This window comes from Lentzea waywayandensis (assembly GCF_900115955.1).
Classification (GTDB): domain Bacteria; phylum Actinomycetota; class Actinomycetes; order Mycobacteriales; family Pseudonocardiaceae; genus Lentzea; species Lentzea waywayandensis.
In genome coordinates, this window is the sequence record NZ_FOYL01000002.1 from 1,227,324 (window position 1) to 1,252,968 (window position 25,645).

General features: G+C 69.3%; 23 protein-coding genes and 1 pseudogene. 9 read left to right on the forward strand and 15 right to left on the reverse strand.

The features are described 5' to 3' along the window. Positions 1 to 118: 118 nt before the first annotated feature. A complete protein-coding gene (locus BM417_RS10250; protein WP_093590489.1) occupies positions 119 to 1,900 on the forward strand; it encodes an FAD-binding dehydrogenase in 1,782 nt (593 codons plus the stop codon). Here BM417_RS10250 and BM417_RS10255 read toward each other — a convergent pair. Next, positions 1,897 to 2,499 (reverse strand): AAA family ATPase, encoded by a 603-nt coding sequence (locus BM417_RS10255; protein WP_093590492.1) that lies wholly within the window; start codon positions 2,497 to 2,499, stop codon positions 1,897 to 1,899. The two genes, BM417_RS10250 and BM417_RS10255, sit on opposite strands and share 4 nt — an antisense overlap. A gap of 8 nt (positions 2,500 to 2,507) precedes the next feature. After that, positions 2,508 to 4,442, reverse strand: coding sequence for a potassium transporter Kup (locus BM417_RS10260; RefSeq protein ID WP_245821818.1), 1,935 nt, complete (start codon positions 4,440 to 4,442; stop codon positions 2,508 to 2,510). A gap of 253 nt (positions 4,443 to 4,695) precedes the next feature. Here BM417_RS10260 and BM417_RS10265 point away from each other — a divergent pair. The 4 genes and pseudogenes from BM417_RS10265 to BM417_RS10280 all read left to right on the forward strand — a co-directional run. Next, positions 4,696 to 5,442 (forward strand): annotated as a pseudogene (locus BM417_RS10265) (HAD-IC family P-type ATPase); the annotation flags it as partial. Between the two features lie 63 nt (positions 5,443 to 5,505). Beyond that, positions 5,506 to 6,348 (forward strand): SGNH/GDSL hydrolase family protein, encoded by an 843-nt coding sequence (locus BM417_RS10270; protein ID WP_093590495.1) that lies wholly within the window; start codon positions 5,506 to 5,508, stop codon positions 6,346 to 6,348. Positions 6,349 to 6,415: 67 nt separating this feature from the next. Beyond that, positions 6,416 to 7,243, forward strand: a complete 828-nt coding sequence (locus tag BM417_RS10275; RefSeq protein ID WP_177320361.1) for an SGNH/GDSL hydrolase family protein — start codon at positions 6,416 to 6,418, stop codon at positions 7,241 to 7,243. Between the two features lie 105 nt (positions 7,244 to 7,348). Continuing rightward, entirely contained in the window at positions 7,349 to 8,305 is a 957-nt protein-coding gene (locus tag BM417_RS10280; RefSeq protein ID WP_093590501.1) for a class I SAM-dependent methyltransferase, read from the forward strand. On the opposite strand, the gene BM417_RS10285 is transcribed toward BM417_RS10280, so the two are convergent. Further along, the gene (locus tag BM417_RS10285; protein ID WP_093590504.1) at positions 8,277 to 8,807 is read right to left on the reverse strand and encodes a DUF4386 domain-containing protein; all 531 of its coding nucleotides are present in this window, start codon (positions 8,805 to 8,807) and stop codon (positions 8,277 to 8,279) included. The genes BM417_RS10280 and BM417_RS10285 overlap by 29 nt on opposite strands. A 63-nt stretch (positions 8,808 to 8,870) precedes the next feature. Here BM417_RS10285 and BM417_RS10290 point away from each other — a divergent pair, with 63 nt between their 5' ends. Beyond that, positions 8,871 to 11,828, forward strand: a complete 2,958-nt coding sequence (locus BM417_RS10290) for a BTAD domain-containing putative transcriptional regulator (protein WP_143138583.1) — start codon at positions 8,871 to 8,873, stop codon at positions 11,826 to 11,828. On the opposite strand, the gene BM417_RS10295 is transcribed toward BM417_RS10290, so the two are convergent. Continuing rightward, positions 11,773 to 12,384: a TetR/AcrR family transcriptional regulator gene (locus BM417_RS10295; protein WP_093590509.1), complete on the reverse strand. Its 612-nt coding sequence runs from the start codon at positions 12,382 to 12,384 to the stop codon at positions 11,773 to 11,775. The two genes, BM417_RS10290 and BM417_RS10295, sit on opposite strands and share 56 nt — an antisense overlap. 71 nt (positions 12,385 to 12,455) lie before the next feature. Here BM417_RS10295 and BM417_RS10300 point away from each other — a divergent pair, with 71 nt between their 5' ends. Genes BM417_RS10300 through BM417_RS10310 form a run of 3 tightly spaced genes read left to right on the forward strand, consistent with a single transcriptional unit; the run spans position 12,456 to position 15,881 of the window. Further along, positions 12,456 to 13,313: a metal-dependent hydrolase gene (locus tag BM417_RS10300; RefSeq protein WP_093590512.1), complete on the forward strand. Its 858-nt coding sequence runs from the start codon at positions 12,456 to 12,458 to the stop codon at positions 13,311 to 13,313. 55 nt (positions 13,314 to 13,368) lie between these two features. Continuing rightward, entirely contained in the window at positions 13,369 to 14,265 is an 897-nt protein-coding gene (locus BM417_RS10305; RefSeq protein WP_093590515.1) for a PDR/VanB family oxidoreductase, read from the forward strand. Positions 14,266 to 14,267: 2 nt separating this feature from the next. Beyond that, positions 14,268 to 15,881, forward strand: a complete 1,614-nt coding sequence (locus BM417_RS10310; protein ID WP_245821819.1) for an SDR family oxidoreductase — start codon at positions 14,268 to 14,270, stop codon at positions 15,879 to 15,881. On the opposite strand, the gene BM417_RS10315 is transcribed toward BM417_RS10310, so the two are convergent. The 11 genes from BM417_RS10315 to BM417_RS10365 form a co-directional block, all read right to left on the reverse strand. Then, positions 15,867 to 16,307 (reverse strand): tetratricopeptide repeat protein, encoded by a 441-nt coding sequence (locus tag BM417_RS10315; RefSeq protein ID WP_093590518.1) that lies wholly within the window; start codon positions 16,305 to 16,307, stop codon positions 15,867 to 15,869. The genes BM417_RS10310 and BM417_RS10315 overlap by 15 nt on opposite strands. A gap of 54 nt (positions 16,308 to 16,361) precedes the next feature. Then, positions 16,362 to 16,796, reverse strand: coding sequence for a YbaB/EbfC family nucleoid-associated protein (locus tag BM417_RS10320; RefSeq protein WP_093590521.1), 435 nt, complete (start codon positions 16,794 to 16,796; stop codon positions 16,362 to 16,364). Continuing rightward, entirely contained in the window at positions 16,793 to 17,755 is a 963-nt protein-coding gene (locus BM417_RS10325; RefSeq protein WP_093590524.1) for a hypothetical protein, read from the reverse strand. Before BM417_RS10325 ends, BM417_RS10320 begins: the two co-directional genes overlap by 4 nt. Continuing rightward, the gene (locus tag BM417_RS10330; protein ID WP_143138584.1) at positions 17,752 to 18,060 is read right to left on the reverse strand and encodes a hypothetical protein; all 309 of its coding nucleotides are present in this window, start codon (positions 18,058 to 18,060) and stop codon (positions 17,752 to 17,754) included. Before BM417_RS10330 ends, BM417_RS10325 begins: the two co-directional genes overlap by 4 nt. A 27-nt stretch (positions 18,061 to 18,087) precedes the next feature. Beyond that, positions 18,088 to 19,539: a carboxylesterase/lipase family protein gene (locus BM417_RS10335; protein ID WP_093590530.1), complete on the reverse strand. Its 1,452-nt coding sequence runs from the start codon at positions 19,537 to 19,539 to the stop codon at positions 18,088 to 18,090. A gap of 55 nt (positions 19,540 to 19,594) precedes the next feature. Further along, the gene (locus BM417_RS10340) at positions 19,595 to 20,101 is read right to left on the reverse strand and encodes a DUF4231 domain-containing protein (RefSeq protein WP_093590533.1); all 507 of its coding nucleotides are present in this window, start codon (positions 20,099 to 20,101) and stop codon (positions 19,595 to 19,597) included. Between the two features lie 49 nt (positions 20,102 to 20,150). Then, positions 20,151 to 21,119 carry an NAD(P)-dependent alcohol dehydrogenase gene (locus BM417_RS10345; RefSeq protein WP_093591116.1) on the reverse strand — a complete coding sequence of 323 codons (969 nt, stop codon included), beginning with the start codon at positions 21,117 to 21,119 and terminating at the stop codon, positions 20,151 to 20,153. Between the two features lie 66 nt (positions 21,120 to 21,185). Continuing rightward, complete coding sequence (locus tag BM417_RS10350) at positions 21,186 to 23,213, reverse strand: leucine-rich repeat domain-containing protein (RefSeq protein WP_093590536.1); 2,028 nt, start codon at positions 23,211 to 23,213, stop codon at positions 21,186 to 21,188. 10 nt (positions 23,214 to 23,223) lie between these two features. After that, positions 23,224 to 23,820: a VOC family protein gene (locus tag BM417_RS10355; protein ID WP_245821820.1), complete on the reverse strand. Its 597-nt coding sequence runs from the start codon at positions 23,818 to 23,820 to the stop codon at positions 23,224 to 23,226. Then, positions 23,817 to 25,160 (reverse strand): dihydrolipoyl dehydrogenase family protein, encoded by a 1,344-nt coding sequence (locus BM417_RS10360; protein WP_093590539.1) that lies wholly within the window; start codon positions 25,158 to 25,160, stop codon positions 23,817 to 23,819. The genes BM417_RS10355 and BM417_RS10360 overlap by 4 nt, the downstream gene beginning before the upstream one ends. After that, on the reverse strand, positions 25,160 to 25,606 hold the full coding sequence (locus BM417_RS10365; protein WP_093591122.1) for a VOC family protein: 447 nt from the start codon (positions 25,604 to 25,606) through the stop codon (positions 25,160 to 25,162). Before BM417_RS10365 ends, BM417_RS10360 begins: the two co-directional genes overlap by 1 nt. Positions 25,607 to 25,645: the final 39 nt, after the last annotated feature.

Below are 25,645 nucleotides of genomic sequence, written 5' to 3' on the forward strand. Positions count from 1 at the left end.
CAACACAGCCGTCGCCGTTTGGTGGCGGGCCCCTATCCCCCGCTCTCCGGTTACTGGTTAGTTGCTTTACGCGAGAGTAATTCGCGTTGGCACCACCCTTCAACGAGGAAGGCCCGGGATGTCAGACCGGAACATCAGCCGCCGCAACCTGCTGGCCGCGAGCGGCGCGATCGGCGCGATCGCCGCGAGCGGGACCCTGGGGCAGGCCGTCGCCGGGGCGGCGCCGAGAGTCGACGCGGACGTGATCGTCATCGGGCACGGCCTGGCCGGTCTCGTCGCGACCTCCGAGCTGGCCGCGGCGGGCCGCAAGGTCCTGCTGCTGGACCAGGAACCCGAGGCCAGCCTGGGTGGACAGGCGTTCTGGTCGCTCGGCGGCCTCTTCTTCGTCAACTCCGCCGAGCAGCGGACCGCCGGCATCAAGGACTCGCTGGAACTGGCCCGCGCCGACTGGTTCAACACCGCCGGGTTCGACCGCGGTGTGAGCGATCCCCTGGGCGAGGACTACTGGGCGGCGAAGTGGGCGGAGGCCTACCTGAACTTCGCCGCCGGGGAGAAGCGCGACTGGCTGTACGGCCTGGGCGTGCGCTGGGTGCCGATCGTCGGCTGGGCCGAACGCGGTGGCCAGCTCGCGGACGGGCCCGGCAACTCGGTGCCGCGCTTCCACATGACGCTGGGCACCGGGCCCGGCGTGATGGAGCCGTTCGAGAAGAAGGTCCGCGACGCCGTCCGGGACGGCAAGGTCACCTTCAAGTTCCGCCACCAGGTCGACGGACTGATCGTCAGCAACGGCGCCGTGACGGGCGTGCGCGGCACCGTCCTCGAACCCAGCAGCGCCGCGCGCGGCACACCCAGCTCCCGCACCAAGGTCGGCGACTTCGAGCTGTACGCACCGATGGTGGTCGTCACGTCGGGCGGCATCGGTGCGAACCACGACCTGGTGCGCCGCAACTGGCCCGCTCGCCTCGGCCCTGCCCCGCGGCGGCTCGTCACCGGCGTTCCCGCGCACGTCGACGGCCGCATGTTGGCGATCACAGAGCTCGCCGGCGGCCGGATCGTGAACCGCGACCGCATGTGGCACTACACCGAGGGCATGATCAACCACACGCCTATCTGGCCGGACCACGGCATCCGCGTGCTGGCCGCGCCGTCGTCGCTGTGGCTCGACGCGCGGGGCAAACGCTTCCCCAACCCCGGCATCCCGTCGCTGGACACGCTCGGCACGCTGGAGCTGATCGGCAAGTCCGGCTACGACTACTCGTGGTTCGTGCTCAACAAGAAGATCATCGACAAGGAGTTCGTGCTCTCCGGATCCGAGCAGAACCCGGAGATCACCGCCAAGAACCTGATCGCCTACCTCGCGATGCGGCTGCTGAACAGCACGCCGCCGCCGGTGAAGGCGTTCATGGACAAGGGCGTCGACTTCGTCATCAAGAACAACCTGCCGGACCTGGTGGCCGGGATGAACGCGCTGACCGGGCAGAACCTGATCAACCTCGACGACCTGCGCCGGCAGATCACCATCCGCGACCAGCAGACGGACAACCCGTTCTCCAAGGACGTCCAGGTGATGGGGATCCGCAACTCCCTGGCCTACAGCGGAGACAGCCTCGCCCGCACGGCCGGGTTGCACAAGCTCCTCGACGCCGGCTCCGGCCCGCTGATCGCGATCAGGATGAACATCCTGACCCGCAAGACGCTGGGCGGCCTGCAGACGGACCTTCAGGGCCGGGTGCTCGGCTCGAACGGCCAGCCGGTCGGCGGCCTGTACGCGGCGGGCGAGGTCGCCGGGTTCGGCGGTGGCGGCGTGCACGGCTACCGCGCGCTGGAAGGCACGTTCCTCGGTGGCTGCCTGTTCTCCGGCCGCGCCGCAGGACGGGCGGCCGCGGCGGAAAGCGCTTAACGGCCCAGAATCACGGGGTCTGCGGTCTCCCCTGTTGACCGCAGGCCCCGCACCATCTCCAGGACGCGTTCCAGCGAGCTGTCCGGGGTCTCGACGGCCGAGTCGAGCACCAGGTGGTCGTCCTCCCACGACTCCCACAGGCCACGCATGCGCTGGACGTGCTTCCACGGAACCGTTGCGTGCCAACCAGGAATCCCCCGGTCCCGCCCCTCGACCCGTTCTCGATGCAGGACTTCGTCCGAGCAGACGCACTCGACGCCGACGAACACGCCCCCGAGCCGTTCGGTGAGCTCACGCCACTGACCGCGCTCCTCGCGGGTGTGCCCGGTCGCGTCCACGATCACGTCGATCCCCAGCTGGACGTGCCGGGCCACGGCAGCGCGCAACTGCAGATCAACCACCTCGTCAACGTTCTCGTCCGTGACCGCGCGGGCGAGCACCAGCGACCCCAGCACCCAGTCCATGGAGAAGATCGGCGTGCGCAGACGACGGGCCAGCGACTCCGCGAGCGTGCTCTTGCCCGCCCCGGGAATCCCCGCGACCAGCACGACGACAGGACGCTCGGCCGTGGGTTCCAGGTTCAGGTAGGGGTCCGTCATGGCTCTACCTAAACATCGATGTGCGCGCCCATGATCACTGTTCGCTCTCGGGGCAATCCGAAGTGCTCGGCCGCGTCGGCCGTGATGTACGACGTCGCCACGAACAACCGCTTGCGCCAACCGGCCATGGTGCGCTGCGGCCCGCGCTGAAGCTCGATCTTCGACAGGAAGTACCGCGCCTGGTCAAGATCCAGCGCCCCTTCGGTCTGCACCGGGTCCAGCAACGCGAGCGCCGCAGGCACGTCCGGCGCCTCCATGTACCCGAAGCGAGCGCTCACATGAACGATCCCGTCGTCGGCGTACCCGAGCTCGTCGACCTGGACGCGCCGGTCCAGCGGCACCCGCGGCACAGGTTCGGTCTCGATGGACACGATCACCACGCGCTCGTGCAGCACGTGGTTGTGCTCGACGTTCGCCCGCAAGGCCAGCGGCGCGGTCTCCTTGCCGCGGTTGAGGAAAACAGCACACCCCGGCACCCGCGTAGGCCGTTGCTCGTGGAGCTCCTCGACAAACGCCTGCAACGACCCTTCAGCATCCCGGCGGGCCTTCGTGACGATCGCCCGCCCCCGCTGCCAGGTGGTCATGACGGTGAACGCGGTCAGCCCGATCAACAACGGCAGCCACGCGCCGTGCAGCAACTTCGTCATGTTGGCAGCAAGAAACAGCAGGTCCACACCCAGCAAAACGACACAGCCAAGCCCAATCGCCCAGGCAGGCGCACCAAACCTCAGCCGAGCGATGAACAGGAACAGCGCCGTGGTGATCGTGATGGTCCCGGTAACGGCCATGCCGAACGCGAACGCCAGCGCCGCCGACGTCTGAAACGCGAACACCAACGTCAACACCGAGATCATCAACATCCAGTTGATCCACGGCACGTAGATCTGCCCGATGGTCGACTCGGAAGTGTGAGCGATGCGCAACCGAGGCAGATACCCGAGCTGCGCGGCCTGCGACGCCACCGAGTAGGCGCCAGTGATCACAGCCTGCGACGCGATCACGGTAGCCGCCGTGGCCAGCACGACCATCGGCCACCGCGCCCACTCAGGCACCAGCAGGAAGAACGGCCCGCTGACGTTGGCCGGGTCGTCGAGAATCAACGCCCCCTGCCCCATGTAACTGAGCACGCAAGCCGGAAAAACGAGAAACAACCACCCACGCGCGATCGCAGGCCGCCCAAAGTGCCCCATGTCCGCGTACAGCGCCTCAGCACCGGTCACCGCCAGCACCACCGCGGCCAACGCGAAGAACGCGATGTCGAAGTGCCCGAACAAGAACCCGAACGCATACGTCGGCGACAACGCCTTGAGGATCTCCGGATGACTGGCGATCCCCACGATCCCGGCCACCCCGATCACGGTGAACCACAGGATCATCACCGGCCCGAAGAACCGCCCGACCACCCCACTCCCCCGGCGCTGCACCAGAAAGAGCCCAACGATGATCACGGCAGTGATCGGCACGACGAACCGCTCCAACTCGGGCTCGACGACCTTCAACCCCTCCACAGCGGACAACACGGAAATGGCCGGCGTGATCATGCTGTCGCCAAAGAACAACGCAGCGCCGAACACCCCTAGCGCGGCCAGCGTCGCCGCCGCCTTCCGCCCCTGCTTGGCCTTCCACCGACGCAACAAGGTGATGAGGGCCATGATGCCGCCCTCACCATCGTTGTGGACACGCATCGCCAGCAACACGTAGGTGATGGTCACGATGATCATGACCGACCAGAAGATCAGCGAAACAACGCCAAACACGTTGTCCTCGCTCACCGGCATCGGATGCGGATCAGCGGGGTTGAACACCGTCTGGATCGTGTAGATCGGACTGGTACCGATGTCGCCGAACACAACACCGAGCGCCCCGACGATCACAGCCAGCCGAACACCATCGTGCGCGAGTTTCCCCCGGGCCGACGCGTCGGAAATCTGCTGATCAGCCACGAGCAACCCCCTAAACCGCCTGGTGCCCGCAAGATAACCGCGCACCCGACCTGACGCTCAGCACGACCGGGTGATCTTTACGCGATCCTGACAGCACACCCAACCACCCGCGAAGCCGAAGGCGAGCCGTCCTTACCAAGCGGTCAGGGCGGTGAGGTCCCGTCACGAGTCGCACCACAGCTCTTGCTGCATGCAGGTAGGGGTGTCAAGCGGGCACGCTTTTCGCCCGCTTGACACCCCTACCTGCATGTGGCCCGCCGTCGAGGACTTCCAGAACGTCGAAGGCCTTGGCGTGCAAGGGGTTGTGAACGCTCACGCGGTGCTCGTCGGCCGGGAACGCCTGCTGAACGACTGGAGCGTCAAGCTCGACGTACACCTCACCGAGGCCAAGGAAACGGCCGAACGGCAGGGACGCACGGCGGTCCTGGTCGCGTGGGACGGCAAGGCCCGCGGCGTGCTGGTCGTCGCGGACACGGTGAAACCGACGTCTAAGGAAGCCGTCGAAGGCCTTCGCAGGCTCGGGCTGCGCCCGGTGCTGCTGACCGGCGACAACAGGGCGGCGGCGGAGGCCGTGGCCGCCGAGGTCGGCATCGACGAGGTCATCGCCGAGGTGCTACCGGCCGACAAGGTCGACGTCGTGAAACGCCTTCAGGACGAAGGGCGGGTCGTGGCGATGATCGGCGACGGTGTGAACGACGCCGCCGCGCTCGCCCAGGCCGACCTGGGTCTGGCCATGGGCACCGGAACGGACGTCGCGATCGAGGCCAGCGACCTCACGCTGGTGCGCGGCGACCTGCGGGCGGCCGTGGACGCGATCAGGCTGGCCCGGCGCACGCTCACAACGATCAAGGGCAACCTGTTCTGGGCGTTCGCGTACAACGTCGCCGCACTGCCGTTGGCGGCGTTGGGCCTGCTCAACCCCATGATCGCGGGCGCGGCGATGGCGTTCTCGTCGGTGTTCGTGGTGAGCAACAGCCTGCGGTTGCGCGGCTTCCGCTGACAGGCCCCACACGGGCGGTTCCGTAGCCTCGGCACATCAGCTTCCGAAGGACAGGAGTCGGGTGTGCCGAGGTTTGCCCTGGTCGCGGCGTTGCTCGTAACGCTGACGGCGTGCACCTCGACGCCGCCCGCGAACACCCCGGTGCCCGCGCCCAGCAGCAGTGCCCCGCCGCCGGCCGAGCAGGTCTACGTGTCGATCGGCGACTCCTACGCGACGGGCTTCGGACCGAACGGCACCGGCGAGAGCTTCGCGCAGATCGTCGCGAAGCAGTCCGGCCTCAAGCTGATCAACCTGGCCTGCAACGGCGCCACGTCCGCCGATCTCGCCTCCAAGCCCGCCTGCGGGCCCGACGCCGGCGGCAAGACCCAGCTCGACGCCGCCGTGGAGGCGTTGCGCGGCAAGAAGGCGGGCCTGGTCACGGTGGTGATCGGCGGCAACGACCTGGCGCCGTGCGCGCTGTCGCAGGAGCCCCTGGAGTGCGCGACCAGGACCGTCGCCGACATCCAGACCAACGTCGCGGGCACGCTCACCGAACTGCGGGAGGCCGCGCCGGACGTGAAGATCGTCGGGCTGACCTACCCGGACGTGTTCCTCGGCGCGTGGGTGAACCCGTCGTTCCCCAACGGCAAGAACCTCGCCCGGCTGTCGGTCACGATGTTCCAGGACTTCAACACCAAGATCGCGGCCCAGTACGGCAGGTTCGGCGCGAAGTTCGCGGACGTCACGAACTCGACCGGCGGCTACGGCGCGCTGACCGAGCTGACCCAGGACCCGAAGTACGGCCAGATCCCGGCTTCCGTGGCCAAGGTGTGCACGCTCACACACTTCTGCGACCGCACCGACGTGCACCCCACGCCCGCCGGTCATCAGGCGATCGCGGAGGCCGTCACCGCCGCGGGTCGTTGATCACGACGGCCTCACGGGCGATCTCGTACCCTCGGCACGTCGGTTCGCGCAGGGACGAGGAGCAGGTGTGCAGAGGTTCTCGCTGGTCCTGACCTCTGCGCTGACGTTGCTGGTGGCCTCGTGTTCCGCGTGTGCGCCCCCTTCGACCAGCACCGCTCCGACCGGACAACGGCTGTACGTGTCGCTCGGCGACTCCTACGCCACCGGGCTCGGACCGAACGGCACCGGCGAGAGCTTCGCCCAGATCGTCGCCAGGCAGTCCGGCCTCGAACTGGTCAACGTCGCCTGCAACGGCGCCACCTCGGCCGACCTGCTCTCCTCGCAGGCGTGCGAACCGGAGGCGGGCGACAGGACCCAGGTCGACGTCACCGTCGACACGTTGCGCACCGGTCAGGTCGACCTGGTCACGATGGTGATCGGCAGCAACGACCTGCTGGAACCGTGCGCGGTGGCCCAGGACCCGATCGAGTGCGCGACCTCGACGATCACCGACACCAGGATCAACATCGCCACCGCGCTCACCAGGATCCGCGAGGTGGCGCCGGACGTGCGGATCGTCGGGCTGGGCTACCCGGACGTGTTCCTCGGCGCGTGGGTGAACCCCTCGCTCCCGAACGGCGAGGACCTCGCGCGCACGTCGGTCACGTTGTACGAGGACTTCAACGGCGAGATCGCGGCGGAGTACGCGAAGTTCGGCGCGAAGTTCATCGACGTCACCGGCACGACCGGCGGCTACGGGGCGCTGACCGAGCTGACCGAGGACCCGAAGTACGGCCAGATCCCGGTCTCGGTCGCCGAGGTGTGCACGCTCACCTACTTCTGCGAGGAGACCGACGTGCACCCCACGCCGGCAGGCCACCAGGCGATCGCGGACGCCATCGCCGCGGGTCGCTGAACGCGAACCGGAGCAGGGTCGGCTCCGTATTACCCGAAAGACTCTGTTGATCAGCGTCCGCGCCTGACAAGCTCTCGAACCGTTGCCGCACCGAGGAAGTGTTCGATGACCGTGCTCCCGCACACCACAGACGCCCTGCACCGGCTCAGCGACGCCGTTGACGGCTTCCTGCGCAGTGAGAGGGAGTTCAACCTCACCGACCCGTCGGCGCACATGCTGGTCGGAGGCCGGTTGCGCACGCTCGGCACGCAGATCGGCGCCAGTGTGGCCGCGGGCATCCCGGACGAGGACATCGCCGCCATCGTCCAGCCCGCGCGGTCGGCGTGTTCACGCTCACCCTTCATGCGCGACGAGAACGAGTGGGCGCGCGGCTACCCCAGCGACTTCAAGCTGGTGGAGCACGTGATGGCGCAGGCCAACGAGGCCGCGCCGGGCACGCTCGGCTGGCACGTCGAGACGAACCTGCAGAACTCGGCGATCACCCAGCAGCAGCGCAACCGGGTGATGCACCAGGCCCGGCTGATCAGCGACACCCTCACCGCGCCGCGCAACGGCCCTCGGTCGATCCTGGTGATCGCCGCCGGCGCCGCCCCCGACGTGCGGCTCATCCCGCCCGGCATCGTGCGGCCCGGCGACCGGTTCGTGCTCACCGACGTGGACCCGGACGCGCTGGAGCTGGCCGAGAAGCGGCTGGGACCGCTCAACGACGTCACGACCTCGGTCTCCGGCAACGTGTTCCGCGCGCTCCCGAAGCTCGCCGAGCTCGGCCCGTTCGACCTCGTGCTCGTCAACGGCCTGTACGACTACCTCAACGACCGCGCGGCCGTGCGGCTGACCGAGGCCGTGCTGACCAGGCTCTGCCGTCCTGGCGGCACGTTCTACTTCTCCAGCATCACGTCCGGGAACCCGTTCCGGTGGTCGCTGGAGTACCTGATGGACTGGTCGGTGATCGAACGCGACGAGCCCGCCGTGCGCGCGTTGCTTCCGGGCTGCGACGTGTCCGTCGGCCACGACCCGACCGGGCTGGCACTGCTCACGCACGTCCGGACGAGGCGGGGCTGAACCCCTTCACCAACAGCCAGACGGCCAGCACCATCTCGTTGAGCGCCAACGGGACGAAGAGCGCGCCGGCCTGCGGTTGCGAGAGCACGCCGAGCAGCACGAGCACGGCACCGGCCAGGTAGGGCACCACGGCGATCAGCGCCCACACCGAGATCCATCTCGGCACGAGCGCTGATCTGAACAGCAGGACGTTCAGGAGCGCCACGCTGACGCAGAAGTAGATCGCGCTGGCGTGGCCCCAGAGCTCGTCGATGTGAACGTGCGCAATCGGTGCCACGGCCGACATCAGGAAGACGACCTCGAGTGTTCTGGCGACGACGTAGCCCATCGCCATGCCCTCGCCGTGCGGTTTGAGGATCGGGAACAACGTCGACGCGATGAACGCGATGGCCACGGCCATGACGAACACCATCACGCCTCTGGTCGTGCCTTGAGTGGCGGCGCTGATCACCCCTGCGGCGGTGGCGGTGATGAAGAGGGAACCAACAACACGTGCTGTCATGGCGCAGAGGTTGGCTGACTGCGGTGTGCGGCTGGTGTGCGTGCGGTGTGTGAGAATTCGCCGGTGCGCATCGGTTTGCTCGGTGGTGTCCGCGCCACCACCGACGACGGCGAGCCGGTCGACATCGGTTCGCCGAGGTCGCAGGTCGTGCTGGCGGCCCTCGCGCTCTCGCCGGGTGTGCCGCTGCCGGTGTCGCGGCTGATCGACCTCGTATGGAGTGACGCTCCACCTGCCACCGCTCCGAAGGCGTTGCAGTGGCACGTCGCGCAGCTGCGCAAGTCTCTTGGTGCTGATGCGATCGCACGGGTCGGTGCCGCCTATCGGCTCGATGTGCCCACGGATGTTTCGCGGTTTCTTGAGCACGTGCGTGCCGGGGACGCTTCTGCGGCTGTCGAGGCGTGGGGCGGCGTGCCGTTGGCGGGTCTGGAGGCGCCGGGGCTGGACGCGACCGTTGCCGGGCTCGTTGAGGAGTGGCTGGGTGCGGTCGAGAAGGACTTCTCGCGGCGCGTGATGGCCGAGCCTGAGGCTGTTGTCGGTGAGCTGTCGTCGTTCGTGTCGGAGCATCCGACTCGTGAAGGGCCGGCGGCGCTGTTGATGACGGCGCTCTATCGGACCGGTCGGCAGGCCGACGCTCTCGCCGTGTACCAACGGGTTCGGCAGCACCTCGTGGACGAGCTCGGGGTGGAGCCGGGGCCTGCGTTGCGTGCCGCCGAACAGCAGGTGCTCGCTCACGCGCCTGTTCCCGGGCCCGTGCTGATCGGCCGTGATGCCGATCTTGACCGCGTGGCGGAGGCGTTGCGGCTGGCCGCGGTGGTCACGTTGGTCGGGCCGGGTGGGATCGGCAAGACGCGGCTGGCTTCGGAGCTGGGCGGGACGTTCGTGTCGCTGGCGGAGATCACGTCGTCCGCCGATGTGTCGCGCGCGGTCGCGGATGCGTTGGGAATCGTTGAGCGGCCTGGGATTTCCGTGGCGCAGGCGGTGGTCGCGGCACGACCTTCGTTGCTGGTGCTGGACAACTGCGAACACGTGCTGGATGGCGCAGCCGCTTTTGCTTCCGCAGTGTGTGCTTCGGTGCAGGTTCTGGCTACTTCGCGGGAACGACTTTCGGTGGCCGACGAGCGAGTCGTCGTCGTGGAACCGTTGGACGTGGCGGCGAGCGTTGAGCTGTTCGACGTTCGTGCGCGCGCTGCTGATCCCTCATATTCGGGCGACGGTTCGGTGGAGGAGCTCTGCCGGTTGCTGGACGGGATTCCGCTGGCCATTGAGCTGGCGGCGGCGCGGGTGCGGAGTCATCGGCCTGCCGAGTTGCTGACCCGGTTGGACATCGGGGCGAGACGGACCGGTTCGTCACGTCATCGAACCGTGCGGGCGGCGATCCAGTGGTCGTACGACCTGTTGTCCCCGGCTGAGCAGGAGTTGTTCTGCCGGCTTTCGGTGTTCGCGGCGCCGTTCGATCTCGGTGCGGTGGCGGAGGATCATCTGCTCGGGGACCTGGTCGAACGGTCGATGGTGGCGGTCCACGATGGACCGTTCGGACGGCGGTTCAGGATGTTGGAACCGTTGCGGCAGTTTGCTTCTTCACTGCTGCGTGACCGTACTTCGGCGATGTCCGCGCACGGCTCGTGGTGTTTGCGAGAGGTTGCTCGCGTCGGCGAGTTGCTGGGTGGGCACGGCGAGATCGAGGGCGTGGGGCGGCTCGCGGAGTTGTGGCCGAACCTGCGGGCGGCGGTCACGTGGGCCTTCGACTCCGGAGACGTGCGGATGGTGGACGCGCTGATCCGCCCGGTGGTGACTGAGCTGCCACTGCGGGGGCGGCGTGAGATCGGCGACTGGGGTGAGCGGCTCGTACACGCCGTGCGCGAGCCGTACGGCGTGCACGAGCTGCGCGCCTTGCACGAGCCGCACGCCATGCACGAACCGCGCGCCATGCATGAGCCGCACGCGTTGCACGAACCGCGCGCCGCACACGAGCCACACGCCTTGCACGAACCGCGCGCCGCACACGAACCGCGCGCCATGCACGAACCGCGCGCCATGCATGAGCCGCACGCGTTGCACGAGCCGCGCGCCGCACACGAACCGCACGCCTTGCACGAGCCGCACGCCGCAAACGAGCCCCGCGCCCTGCACGAACCGCGCGCCGTGCATGCCGTGCGGTCACACCACACACACGACCCTGGCCGGGTACCCCCAAATTCAACAATAGCGAGTGGGTCTGACAGTTTTGGCGGGCGCGAGGCCGGGTTGGCGGCGTTCTGGCTGGTGTGGGTAGCTGAGCGGAACGTTCAGGGGTCCAGTTCGGCCGGGTTGCCGGAGGTGCCTGACCATCCGCTGAGCCGGTACGCACGGGCCTACGCGACCGGCGACGGCGCGGAGCTCGCGGCGTGTCTGCCGGAGGCGGTGGCGTCGGTGGAGGAGCCGCATCTCCGGGCGTTCCTGGAGATGATGCCTGCGGGCACGTTGCTGGGGGCCGGGCAGTTCGGGCACGTCGACCGGGTGGTCGCGGTGCTGGCCGGGCGGTTTCGGGAGTGCGGGCCGCCGACGTTGGCGCACTGGGCGTTGCAGACGCTCGGGTACAGCGCGATGTTCCAGGGGCGTGTGCCTGACGTGTTCTTCGACGAGGCGGCGGACATCGAGTTGCCGCCGGGGACGTTGTCTGCCAACAAGACCACCGAGGCGCGGCGGGCGTTTCGGCGTGGGGAGCTCGATGAGGCGTTCGAGTTGCTCGGGGCGCACGTCGACGAGTTGCTGGAGACCGGCAACGTGGTGGCGGCGAGTGTGGTCGCGGTCGAGTTCATCGCGATCGCCCGCGGGACCATGCCCGTGGAGGCGGCGCGGGTGCTCGGGTATTTGAAGCACGCCGGCGACTTCGGCGCCATGGCGGCGGAGCGGCTGGTCCAGGGGCTCACCACGGAGGCGTCCGGGATGGACGACCGGGAGGCGTTGCTCTACCTGCGGTCGGTGCTCAGCGCAGGCCGTGGGCGATCCGGGTCACGAAGGCCGCCAGCCGGTCCGGCGTGAACTTCTCCGGGTCGGTGAGCACCAGGCGGCCCGACATCTCGGCCAGGGCCAGCATCGCGTGGCCGAGCAGGGCCGAGTCGAGGTCGTCGAGGCGGCCCAGTTCCTTGAGGCCCAGCGCGGCCAGGTCCTCGATCTGGGCCAGGACGCCCGCTCTCACCAGCTCTACCTGAGCGCGGAACTCGTGAGGGGTGCCCTCGGGCGGGAGCAACACCAGGCGCCAGCGGTCGGGGGCCTCCATGACGGCGTTCACGAAGACGCGGACGGCGTCGGCGAAGGCGTCGTCCGGGGACCGCGTCGCGAAGTCGGTGGGCAGGGCGGCGATGACCTGTTCGGTGGCGCGGCCCGCCTCGCGGTCGAGTAGCGCGCTGATGAGCTCGCTGCGGTTCGCGAACAGGTCGTAGAGCACGGGCTTGGTGACCTGGGCTTCTTTGGCGACTGACTCCATCGTCACGGTGTCGAAGCCGGCCGGGATGAGGCTCAGTGCGGCGTCCAGCAGCTGCTCGCGGCGCTGCTCGGGTGGCAGGCGGCGGGCGTACTTGCGACGCGTTGTGTTCACGGGACCATATTGCTACGGTGGCGTAGCTTTCACAAAGCTACGCTGGCGTAGTAATTGGCGGAGGTACTGCGATGGAGCCGGACAACCTCGTTCTGCAGCCGCGTGACGTGCAGTTCGACTGGTCGACCCTGCCGATGCACTGGGTCCCGGACGAGCCGGTGACGACACACGTCATGAACGTCCTGCACCTGCTGCTGCCCGAGGGCGAGCGGTGGTTCGTGCGGACGTTCCAGCAGGCCGTGCCGCTGATCTCCGACGACACGTTGCGCGAGGACGTGCTCGGGTTCATCGGGCAGGAGGCCATGCACGCCGAGGCGCACAGCGAGGTCCTGGACCACCTGCTGGCCAACGGGCTGGACCCGCGGCCGTTCACGCGGCAGATGGAGCACGTGTTCCAGCGGATCCTCGCGCCCAGGCCGGGGCTGAGCGAGGAGCAGGCGCGGGACCAGCTGCTCGAACGGGTCGCGATCGTCGCCGCCATCGAGCACTTCACGGCCTACCTCGGCGACTGGATGCTGAACGCGGACGCGCTCGACAAGGCCGGCATCCACCCGGTGATGCTGGACCTGTTGCGCTGGCACGCGGCCGAGGAGGTCGAGCACCGCAGCGTCGCGTACGACCTGATGTGTCACCTCGACCGCCGGTACGTGCGGCGGGCGCGCACGATGTTGCTGGTCGCGCCGGTGCTGTTCTGGCTGTGGGTGCGCGGAGCGCGGTTCATGGTGCACGCGGACAAGAGCACACGAGTGCGGCTGACCTGGCGCGAGTTCATGCGGGCTTCCCGGCGCGGGTTGCTGCCGAGGCTGTCGGAGATCTTCCGGGCGTTCCTGCGGTACTTCCACCCGGCCTACCACCCTAAGCAGGAAGGGTCGACGGCGCAGGCGATCGCGTACCTCGCCTCCTCTCCCGCCGCTCGCGAGGCCCACTGATGTGCCGTGACTCGACCGGCGCCGCCCACCTCACGCCACGCGGAGAGGCGGTTCGATGCTGAGCGGCCTCACTCGGTTCGGCAGCCTCTACGACGCCGCGGTCACCCGGTTCGGCGGGCGGGCACGGCCTGGCGTCGCACGGGATGCGTTGTGGCTCAACGTTGTCGAACGCTCACAGGTCGCGGACGGGGTGGTGAGCCTCCGGCTCGGAGGTCCGGCGCTGCCCGCCTGGCAGCCGGGGTGTCACCTCGACCTGCACCTGCCGTCCGGGCTGCGCCGCCAGTACTCGCTGTGCGGTGATCCAGGCGAGGACACCTACCGGATCGCGGTGCGCGAGGTCGGCGCCGGGTCGCGCGAGGTGCAGGCGTTGCGGGTGGGCGACCGGATCCAGGTGCGCGGGCCGCGCAACGCCTTCCCGTTCGCCGGGCTCGGGCCCGTCGTGTTCGTGGCGGGCGGCATCGGGATCACCGCGATCCTGCCGATGGTGCACGCGGCCGCGCGGGCGGGCCTCGACTGGCGGCTCGTGTACTGCGGGCGGTCGATGGCGGCGATGCCGTTCCTGGACGAGTTGCCCGTCGGCCATGTCGATGTGCGGATCGGCCGGGGCGGGGCGTTGCTCGGCGACGCCTCACCCCGTGGCGCGGTGTACTGCTGCGGGCCTGCGTCGATGCTCGACCAGGTGCGGGCAGAGTTCTCGTCGCGCTGGCTGCACTTCGAACGCTTCAGCCCGCCGCCGATCGTCGACGGGCGGCCGTTCACGGTCGAACTGCGCCGCAGCGGGGTATCCCTGGACGTGCCGGCCGACCGGTCGGCGCTCGACGTGATCAGGGACTTCCGGCCGTCGGTCGCGTACTCGTGCCGGCAGGGGTTCTGCGGCACGTGCGACGTCGGCGGTGTGCGGATCTGCGTGGACAGGCCAACCGGGGATCGACTCGTCTTGGAGGAGCTGTGAAGGTGCGTTCCGGGGAAGTCGAACTCGCCGTGCAGGTGCGCGGCACGTCCGGGCCGACCGTGGTCCTGGTGCACGGGTATCCGGACACGCACGAGGTCTGGGACCGGGTGGCCGCGTTGCTGGAGAAGGACTTCCGCGTCGTCACCTACGACGTGCGCGGTGCGGGCGAGTCGACGCCACCGTCCACTGAGGACGGTTACCGGCTCGAGCGGCTGGCCGCCGACCTGTTCGCGGTGATCGACGCGGTCAGCCCGGACGAGCCGGTGCACCTGGTCGGCCACGACTGGGGCTCGATCCAGTCCTGGGAGGCCGTGACCACGCCCGGCGCGCGGATCGCCACGTTCACCTCGATCTCCGGGCCGTGTCTCGACCACATGGGGCACTGGTCGCGGAAAGGGTTGTCGATCGCTCACATCAAGCAGTTCGTCCGGTCCTGGTACATCGGCGCGTTCCACCTGCCGGTGCTCGCGCCGCTGTTCTGGCGGCTCTACCTGGGTCCGCGCTGGGCAGGCGTGCTGCACCGGCTGGAGGGCGTGAAGGTCAAGCCCGCGCGCACGATCACATCGGACGCGGTGCGCGGGATCTCGTTGTACCGGGCCAACATCCGGCAGGTCATGCGCTCGCCGCGGCACCGTCTCGCGCCCATGCCCGTGCAGGTGATCCAGCCGACCCGCGACCGCTACATCCGCACCGAGCCGCTCGATCTCGAACGCTGGGTGCCGTCACTGACGCGCCGGAAGATCGCGGCCGGGCACTGGGCACCGCTGAGCCACCCGGCACCGCTCGCCCGGATGATCAGCGAGTTCGTCACCGGCTCCACTCCTCCGCGCGAGCTCGTCGTGATCACCGGCGGTGGCAGCGGCATCGGCCGGGCGACGGCGGTGGCGTTCGCCAGGACCGGCGCGAAGGTCGTGGTGTCCGATGTGGACTTCACGGCCGCCAAGGAGACCGCGGGCATGATCGACGGCCACGCCTACGAGGTCGACGTGCGCTCCGAGGAGGCGGTACGTGCCTGGGCGCGGCAGGTCGCGGACGAGCACGGCGTGCCCGATGTTGTCGTGAACAACGCCGGTATCGGCCACTCCGGGTCGTTCATGTCGACCTCGACCGAGCAGTGGCAGCGGGTGCTGGACGTCAACCTGTGGGGCGTCGTGCACGGCTGCCGGGCGTTCGGTGAGCTGATGACGGAACGCGGAGAGGGCGGCCACATCGTGAACCTGTCCTCGGCGGCCGCCTATCTGCCGTCGAAGATCCTCTCCGCGTACGCCACCAGCAAGGCGGCGGTGTTCATGCTCTCGGACTGCCTGCGGGCCGAACTCGCGCCGCACGCCATCGGCGTCAGCGCGATCTGCCCGGGACTGGTGAACACGAACATCACCGCGACCACGACGTTCTCCGGCGTCAGCTCCGAGGAGGAACGCCGCAAGCAGGACCGCGCGTCCCGGATCTACGCCCGGCGCGGCTTCGGCCCGGAGGGCGTGGCCACCCAGATCGTGCGCGCGGTGCGCCGCAACAAGCCCGTGGTGCCGGTGACGGCCGAGGCCAAGGCGGCCCGGCTGGCCAGCCGGGCCGCACCGGGCCTGTTGCGCACGTTCGCCAAGCTAGACGTCGGCTAGTTCGCCACCGAACGCGGCGGCGAGGCGGAGCCAGGGCGCGGCCTCCTCAGGCCGTCCCTGCCGCTCCAGGGTGCGCCCGAGCAGCAGGTGGGCGTAGTGCTCGACCGGGTCGCGGTCCACGATCACGCGGAGCTGCGCCTCGGCCTTGCCCAGCTGCGCCGAGTGGTAGTAGGCGCGGGCCAGCAGCAGGCAGAGGTCCGTCTGGAACGGCACCTCGCCGGCGACGGACGCCAGCAGTTCCGCGGCCTTGATGTAGTCGCGGGACTCGAACAGCAGTTGTGCGCGCTCCCACTTGTCGGCGGGAGTCTCGACGTAGTCCGCGTCGAACAGGTGCCTCACCGTCGCCCAGCGATCTGCGGCCACCTCACCGCCCGGCTGGTAGCTGTTGAAACCGGTGCTGTCGTGCACCGAGAATTCGTTGTTCATCGAACCTCCCTTCCGGCGCGTACAACGCCGTCCGGGAGCAGGTATTCCCGAGCCCTACCAGCCCTGGTCGCGCAGGACCGGCCGGTCCGGCTCGTCCTCGACGGGTTCCGGACGGCGCGGGCGCGACACCGGCGGGGCGACCACGGGTTCCGGCAGCAGCGCGGGCATCTGCTTGACCAGGCCCTCGTTGTGCAGCTGCTCGTAGGTCCGCCGGATCGCGGCACGAGGCGCCGCGGCCGCCTGCTGGGTCACCGAGGTGATCAACGCGGCCAGTTCGCGCGGATCCAGCTGACGGACGCCGGGCGCGAGGAAGAGTCCGGTGAGCATGCCGCCCGCGTCGACCCGTGCCCGCACCAGACCGTCCGAAGAGGACGCTTCGCCGGTCTCCGACGTCGACTGGCGCTGCGCGGCCAGCAGCGTGTCCCGGCGGCGTTTCGCCTTCTCCAGCAGGAAAGAGCCCTGCGCGGCGAGGTCACGTGGTGAGGTCATCGCTTCACCTGCTCCGGGTAGACGTCGAGGCCGGTCTCCTCGTCGATGTCGCTGTCCGGGCCCTTCTTCGCGGGCGGCGCCTCCACCAGGGGACCTCCCGCGGCGGGAACATCGTGCCCGCGCTGGTACTCCTCCTCCAGCGCGAAGTCCTTCGGGTCGAAGCTGGGGGCGGTGATGATCTCCGGGCGGGCGGGGCGCACCACGTCGAGCTTCGAGCCGACGAGCGCCTCGGTCACGGCGCGGAAACCCTTCTCGATCTTCGCGCGGGCCTGGTTCACGCCGTGGACGATGTCCTCGCCCTGGTCGACCATGCTCGCCACGACGTGGAAGTTGTCGGAGGCACCCATCTGCTCGATCTGGATGCCGATCCCGCCGCTCAGCGCCGCGACCACCAGCCCGGTGGCCGTGCCGCCGGTCACGACCGTGCCGATCACCGCGACGAACGCGCCCGCCACCGCCAGGCCGATCTTGTCCTGGGACTGCTGCTCCGCCTCCAGCGCCGCGAACACCCGCTGCACCATGGCCGACACGTCCTTGCGCATCGACACCACCAGACTGCGGTAGGCCTCCACCAGGAGGTTGAGCGCCTCCAGCGCGTCCTGGTACTCCTTGACGGCGAGCGACATGGAGTTCAGGTACACCAGGAACTGGTCCGCCGCAGCGCCGTGCCAGTGCCGGACGTTCGTCCCGACGTCCTTGATGTGCTTGTGCAGCACGGCGTCCATGAGGTCACGGCCGTCACGCATCGCGTCCGCGATCTCGTTGGCGGGGTGCTGCGAGCCGGACGAGAAGCAGCGGAAGATCTCCTCCATCCGGGGCAGGTAGTTGGGGAGCTGGTCCTCCTCCCCCTCCATGTCCGCCCAGACGGCCAGCAGCTGCATGCACGCCGGGCCCAGCTCGTTCATGGTCGAGAGCCACTCGGCGTCGTTCTCGACGTCGACGTCGATCGTGTAGCTCATGCCTGGCCGTCCGCTTCCCGGTAGCGCTGCGCGATCTCCCGCAACGCCTCCGCGGCCAGGCGCATCGTCTCCGCGTTGTCCACGGCGATGCGGTTCATGAAGTCGGCCGTCACCCGCCACTCGTCGCCCACCTGGTCGTACAGGTGACGGCCGCCCTGCCCGTCACCGCTGTAGAAGGCGTCGTTCTCCTTCTCGGTGGCACCCTTGATCCAGTGGTGCACCGACTCGAACGAGCCCGCGATGTGCGTCTCCATGACCTTCGCGGCATCCACGAGGTTCTCCACCTCTACGGCGAATGAGCTCATGACGGCCAGCCAACACCCAACGCAAGATCAGTGTTGCGGATCGAGCGAAATCTGGCGGAAAGCGTGGGCCCGCCAGATCATCCGCGAGACCTCCTCCGGGTAGGCGGTCACCTCGTCCTCCACTCCGAACACTCGCGTGAGCCGGTTCGTCGCGTCGTACGCCGGCCAGGGATCGCCGTGGATCGCGAACCCGCTCCACGCCGTCCGCATCCGCGCCGACACCTCCTCGGTCTCCGCCGTGACGTCGCCCAGGATCGCCGCGGTCCCTCCGACTCCGAGGTTGCCGAACACCAGCGGAACGTCCAGCCCGTGACACGCCCCGAGCGGGCCGGCCGGCGCCCACGTCACCTCGAAGACGTGCGCGCGACCGCCGCCCGCGACCTGGGCCTCCGCGAGGTGCAGCGACGGCATGCGGAACAGCCAGTCCGAGCACACCACCTCGAACAGTTCCTCAGGCGCCAGTTGCGGATAGGTCAGGCCGGGCGCGAACACCTCCAACGCCCACGCGGCCTGGTCCGCGGTGACCTGGCCGAGCATCCCCTCCAACGCGGTGAGCAGCCGCTGTTCGTCGCGCGTGTGCCCGGCGATCAGCTCGACATCGCGTCCCGCACCCGACTCCAACGCCTCCCACGGCGTCACCGGCAGGACGTCGCCGTCCACCACGGGCGCGAACGGGATGTTCTTGTGCGCGACCTGCCCCCACCGGGCGAACTGGCCGATCTTGGCCATGACCTCGTCGCCCGCGACCGTCAGCATCTCCGGCTCCACAGTGGACAGATCGGCGACGGTGGGGCGCAACCCGAGCTCGGCCGCGCACGCGACGGCGATGTCCGCGGCCAGGTCCGGCGCGAAGAACACCCCCGGCACGCTGCTCGCGATCGCACGGTGGAACAGGCCCTTGGCGCGCGGCATCGCCATCAACGCCGCCACCGAACCACCGCCGGCCGACTCACCGAAGATCGTCACGCGCGCCGGATCACCGCCGAACGCCCGGATGTTGGCGCTCACCCACTCCAGCGCGGCGACCTGGTCGAGCAGGCCGCGGTTCGCCGGAGCACCCTCGATGAGAGCGAAACCCTCGATGCCGACGCGGTAGTTGAACGTCACCACGACGACACCGTCGGCCGCCAGCCGCGCACCGTCGTACTCGGCCAGACCGGACATGCCGATCGTGTAGGCGCCGCCCTGGATCCACACCATCACCGGCAGGTCACCGGCCATGTCGGGCGACCAGACGTTCACGGTCAGCCACTCGTCGCCGGCGACGCCGACGCCGTCCATGCCGAACACGCCGGCCTGCGGTGGCGGCGGCCCGAACGCCAGCGCATCCCGCACGCCGTCCCATGCCACCACGGGCTGCGGTGCGGCAAAACGTGCCGCCCCGACCGGTGGCGCGGCGAACGGGATGCCGCGGAACACCGCCATCCCCGCCTCGGAAGCGCCCCGGACCGTTCCACCGCTGACTCGAACCTCGACCATGGGCGAATCGTCGGCGCACCGCTCCCGAAATAGCCAGGGATTTACCGCTGAGCGGTCAGGTCTTGGCGCCGTTGAGGTCCGGGAACGCCATGTCCTTGAAGAACACCGTCGCCTCCCGCTGCCTCAGGTCGCCGAGCTTGTCGATGAACGCGCTCGCGGCCTTCTCCTGCACCACCCGCTGCGACACGTCCTCGGCGGCGGGGAAGTTGCCCGGCGTGGTCTTCCACTCCAGGTAGGCGGCGGTGACGGCCATCTCGCTGTTGCGCAGCAGAATCCAAGACTGGTCCCACCGGTAGAACGCGCGCAGCCCCGTCAGCCCGGCGACCGCCACGCCCGCGAGCGAGATCGTCACGGCCTTGCCGGGGTAGTCGAGGCTCGTCAGCACCGGCAGCGCGGCACCGACGAGGATCACCAGCGTGCCGCTCAGCCGGTAGAACAGCCGGTGCCAGCGCGCCCTGACGTCGTAGAACGACCGCAGCCACGTGCCGTACGCGTCCGCCGTGGCGATCACGCCGTCGCTCATCTTCGCGATGCGGTCCGGAAACGCCGGGATGGACTTCATCTGGTTCCCCCTCGCCCAGAACTGACTCCCCACCCCCAACGATAGGCGCTCAGGCCGTGACGACGACCTTCGCCCGCGCGTGCTCCGACTCGACGTGCCGGATCGCGTCCGGAGCGTCGGTCAGCGGGTAGGTCCGCTCGATCACCGGCACCAGCTGCCCCGACTCGGCGAGCTCCCGCAACGCGACGAGATTCTCCTTGCTGGGCTTGGCCTCCAGCACGACGAGCCGCTGCCGGGAGAACGACGCGAGCAGCCTGCCTTGGATGATCAGCCGGTACGGGCCGAACAACGCCCCGCCGCTGAAGCTGCCACCGCCGGACAGCACCAGCGTGCCGTCCGGGGTGAGCAGCGCCCGCAACTCCCCCATCGACCTGTTCCCCACCAGGTCGAAGACCACGTCGTAGTGCTGCCCGGTGCGGGTGAAGTCCGTGGTCCGGTAGTCGATGACGTGGTCGGCCCCGACCGAACGCACCTGCTCGACGTTGCGCGTGCTGCACACACCGGTCACGGTCGCCTTGCGCGCCTTGGCGATCTGCACCGCCATCAGCCCCACCCCGCCGGACGCGCCGTTGATCAGCACCTTCTGCCCCGCCTGAAGGTCCCGCAACCCCATCCACGCGGTGTTGCCCGCCAGCGGCAGCGTCGCCGTCTGCTCGAACGTGAGGTTGGACGGCTTGTGCGCCACCAGGTTCGCGGGCACCCGGACGTACTCGGCGAAAGACCCCTCGACCTCGCCGAACACCTCGTCCCCGACCTGCACCATGCCGCCCACCCCGGGGCCGGTCTCCTCGACCACGCCCGCGAAGTCCATCCCCCTGATCCGCGTCTTCGGGCCCTTGAGCCCGAGGAACAGCCGCGCGAAGTACGGGTCGCCGCGCATGATGTGCCAGTCGGCGGCGTTCACCGACGACGCCCGCACCCGCACCAGCACCTCGCCGGCCGCGGGCACGGGCCGTTCGACCTCTCGCAGCTCCAACACGTCCGCGGACCCGTATCTGTCCTGCACGATCGCCTTCATCGCGGCCTCCCTCGCTTGCGAAGGAAGGTAAGCGGCGGCGACGTCCCGGCACATCAGGGACGCCCCCTAGGGTGGCCACCCGATGTCGTCCGACTTCATCCTGGCCGCGAACTCCTGGGCGTCGGCCAAGTCCTTCGCGTACTTGGCCATGCGTTCGGCGCGGAAGTCCTCCGTGGGCGGGTCCGGGTCCTGGTCCTCGTCCGGGAGGTACTCGAAGGGTTTGACGTGCGTGAGGAACGCGGCCAGCTCCGGCCGTCCGGTCCTGATCAGCTCCTCGTGCCGATCAGCGGGAAACCCGCACGAGTAGCGAGCACCGTGGTAGCCGTCGATCACCCCGAGGTACAGCGCGTCCAGGTTCGGGAACGACTCCCGCGCCACGACCTCGGCCGGCACCGGCACGCTGTCGCGGCGGTGGTGCGCGGTCCAGACGTCCTGTTCCAGGTCGAGTTCCAGGAGTCGTTGCGCCGCACGGGATCGAGCCAGGTCCGTCAGGCCGTCGTCGCCGATGACGTTGTCGTGCAGACGCAGCTCCCACAGCTGGGGCAGCACCGGCCACTCGGCGAGCACACGCGCGCCGTTCGAGCCGATGTTGTTGTGCTGCAACGAGATGCTCTCCATCAGCGGAGCCTGCGGTGGCAGCGACGCCGGGTCGCCGAACGCGCAGTCGTCCAGGTTCACCGTCCGCAACGTGCGCCACGCGGGCGCCTCCGGCACGGAGGGCAGGTCGCCCAGCGGATTACCCGACACGTCCAGGGATTCCAGTGGAAGCTCCAGCACCGCGCTCAGGCCGGCCGAGGTGAGACCGGTGGCCGAGAGGTTCAGGACCTTCAGGCGGGCCTGCCGCGGGATGGCCCGCGCGCCCGCGTCTCCGATCGGCTGCACGTCCGATCGGCTGTAGTGCGGCGAACCTCCGGCGCTGCCGCCGAGGTCGAGGTGTTCGAGTGCGGGCATGTTCGCGGTGAACAGCCTGCGCACGCCGTCCGGGCCGAGGTGGTTGTTGCGCAGGTCGAGATGCCGCAGCCGCGGGTACTCCGCCGCGAACGCTTCCGCGGTGCGGTCGGTGGCGACGAGGTTGGTCAGCGCGATCTTCTCGATGATCGCGGCGTCGGTGGCGCCGAGTACCTGCGCGATCGTGTCATCGCCGACGGGCAACGCCGCGAGGGACAGTTCGGTGAGCTGTCCGAGCACACCGCTGTTCGCGATGGCCTCCACGCCTCGCGCGCCGAGCCCTTCGCGGCCCATGCCCATGGTGGAGCCGTGCACGGTGAGGCTGCGCAGATTCGTGAGGGTCGCGTGGGAGAAGAACTCCTCGCACGCGGTGTCGTCCGCTTCGATGACGTTGCCGAAGTACTGCGCCCACAACGGCTGCTTGCCGTCCTTGCCGCAGCGGAACCCGATCGCGAGGTGCTCCAGCGCGGAGAGTCCTTCGCACCCGGCCAGGTCGCGTGCGTCGTCGGCGTTCTCCACGATCACGACGGCGGACTTCAGGTCCGGCGCGAGGTCGTTCCGCAGCAGGTGGACCAGGTCGGGTGCGAGCAGGCCGGCGTGCCGCAGCCGGGTCGGCCGGTCGACGCGCAACGGCGGAATCTTGAAGTGCCACAGGCTTTCCGACACCCGCACCGTCGTCAGCGACTCGAGCCGGGTGACCGCCTCGCTCGCCGCGAAACGGTCGATCGCCTTCCCGTCGAACTCCCACAGGCCCGCGAACTCGACCGAGCGCAGGTGTTCCCAGTGGTCCGCGGTCTCCGCCAGTGCCGCCGTCTGGTCGTGGCCGTACCAGTCCAGCCGCAGGTGGCTCACCGCGCGCACCTCGGGACGGACCCGCGGATCCGGCAGCTCCAGTTCGCGCATCCCGTCACGGCCGCCGCGCAGGTCGAGCGAACGCACCAGAGGCCACACGGGTGTGGTGAAACCGGAGTTCAGCGCGGCGATCCAGGAGTACGGCGCCTGCCGGGTCTCGTCGGGCCAGGTGGCAAGCTGTTCTTCGCACCACGCAAGGAGATCCTCACCGGACCTCGTCACGGCAGCGCAAAGCGCGCGGAACGCCAAGGAGCTCGGCGTTCCGCGCAACGCTCTGGCGATTTCCTCGTTCACCCGCCCGAACCTACTGCGGCAGCTGCTCGCCCGTCTGCGCCTTGACCATGTACTCGGCGTACCAGTCGGGCCAGTTCTCGTCGTACTCGCCGCCGTTGCGCTTCTCGTGCTCGCCATGGGCCACAGCGGCCCTGCGCAACGCCGCGGCCAGGTCGGCGATCGACGCGTAGGACGTGTCGTCGGCGTCGACGCGGCCGGGCAGACGGGTCGTGACCTCCTGAAGGATCCACGTGTTGCCGTCCGGGTCGGCGAACTCGGCGCGGGTGAAGTAGCTGCGGCGATCGGGGTCCGGGCCCTCGACGGGGCCGTCCGGGCCGCCGTGGAAGAGCGGGCCGACCTTGATGCCGGACGCCAGCAGGGCCTCGTGCGTCTCGACGATGTCCGAGACGATCAGGAAGTGCCTGCCAGAGCCGGGTTCCGCGGTCGTCGCGCCCTCGCCGAAGTGGATGGAGGCGTCGGATCCGCGTGGGGTGAACTGCACGACCCACGGCGGGGTGACGTCCAGGCGCCAGCCGAGGCGGGAGTAGAACTCCTTGGCGCGCTCGACATCGGTGACGGGGATGACGGTGACTTCGAGCAACATGTCGATCTGGTCGAGGTTCTTCACTTCGCTACTTCCTTTGCGAGATCGCGGAGGGCGTTGAGGAACGCCTCCGAAAAGGTGGGGAACGGCTGGATGACGTCGAGCAGCACGGACAGCGGGACCTTCGCGCGGATCGCGACGGTGGCCTGCTGCAACCACTCGCCCGCTTCCGGGCCGACGGCGTAGGCGCCGGTGAGGACTTCGCCGTCCGACACGAGGGTCAGGAATCCGGGTCGCGTGGCGTACTCACGGGTGTAGGTGGCCGTGCGCGCGACGCCGGACAGGTGGGCTGTCGCGGTGTACTTTCCTTCTGCCGCACCGACTGCGGCGACCTGCGGATCGGTGAACACGACCCGTGGCACGGCGTCGTAGTTGACGCTCGCCTTCTGGCCGAGGATGTTCGCGGCGGCCACACGGCCCTGGTACTTGCCGACGTGGGTCAGGTTCCACTGGCCCGTGACGTCGCCGACCGCCCAGATGCCGTCCGCCACGTTCATCCGCTCGTCGGTGGCGAGCCCACGCGGGTCCGGTTCGATGCCCACCGTGTCGAGCCCGATGCCGTCGACGCGCGGTCGCCTGCCGGTGGCGACGAGGAGCTTGTCGCCGCGCAACTGCGTGCCGTCCGATAGGTCGAGCACGCACTCGCCGTTCTCGAACGAAGCGTTGTTGGCGTGAACACCCAGGTGCAGCTCGACTCCGCCTGCGGCCAGTGCCTCGCCCAGTGCGCGGCCGGCCGCCTCCGGTTCGCGAGGCAGCACCCGGTCGGAGCCGTCGACCAGCGCGACCGAGGCGCCGAGGTGCGTGAACGCCTGGGCCAGCTCGACACCGGTCGGGCCGCCACCGAGGATCAGCAGCCGGCGCGGGATCTCCTGGACCGACGTCGCCTCGCGGTTCGTCCAGACGTCCAGGTCGCGCAGGCCGGGGATCGGCGGGATGAACGCCGACGAGCCGGTGGCGATCACGACGTGGTCGGCCGTGTAGGTCTGGTCGCCCACCGCGACGGTGCCGGGACCGGCGATCTTGCCGTCGCCGCGCAGCACGTCGATTCCGGCGCTCTCGGCCCACTTCTGGCCGCCCGCGTCGTCGTAGGACGAGACCATGAAGTCGCGGTACGCGAGCACGGCCTGCGCGTCGATCTCGCCGGTGACCGCCTCACGGGCACCGGGGACCTCCCGGGCCGCCGCCACGGCCTCACCGGCACGCAGCAGGGTCTTCGACGGGATGCAGGCGTAGAAGGTGCATTCGCCGCCGAGCAACTCGCGCTCGACCAGTGCCACGCTCAGCCCGCCCTCGGCGACGGCGGCGGCGAAGTGCTCGCCGGGCGATCCGCCGCCGATGACGATCACGTCGTAGTGCGAGGTCATCACACACGTCCCGGGAGGCGCGTCGTGACCTCCTGAAGCACCCAGCCGTTGCCGTCCGGGTCGCTGAACGAGGCGAACGAGCCGTAGGTGGTGCGGGCGGCATCGGGACCAGCGACGCGACCGACCGTGCCAGCGTGGTGGAAGACGCCGGTCTTGTCGTGGAAGATCTCGCTGACCTGCACGCCGCGGCCGACGAGGTCCTCGCGGGCGGCCTCGATGTCGTCGACGATCAGGTGCATGCCCTCGGCGCTGCCCGGCGCGGCGTTCGAGACGCCGCTGCCGAAGATGATCGACGCGGGTGAGCCGGTCGGGGTGAACTGGACCAGGCGGTAGCCCTCGTCGTCGGCGAACTCGGCGTCGAAGCGCCAGCCCAGCGTCTTGTAGAAGTGCACGGCCCGGTCGATGTCGCTGACCGGGATGACGGTCACCTCGAACTTGTAGTCCATCAGGTCCATCTCCTTCGTTTTGTCGATGACATGAGACTG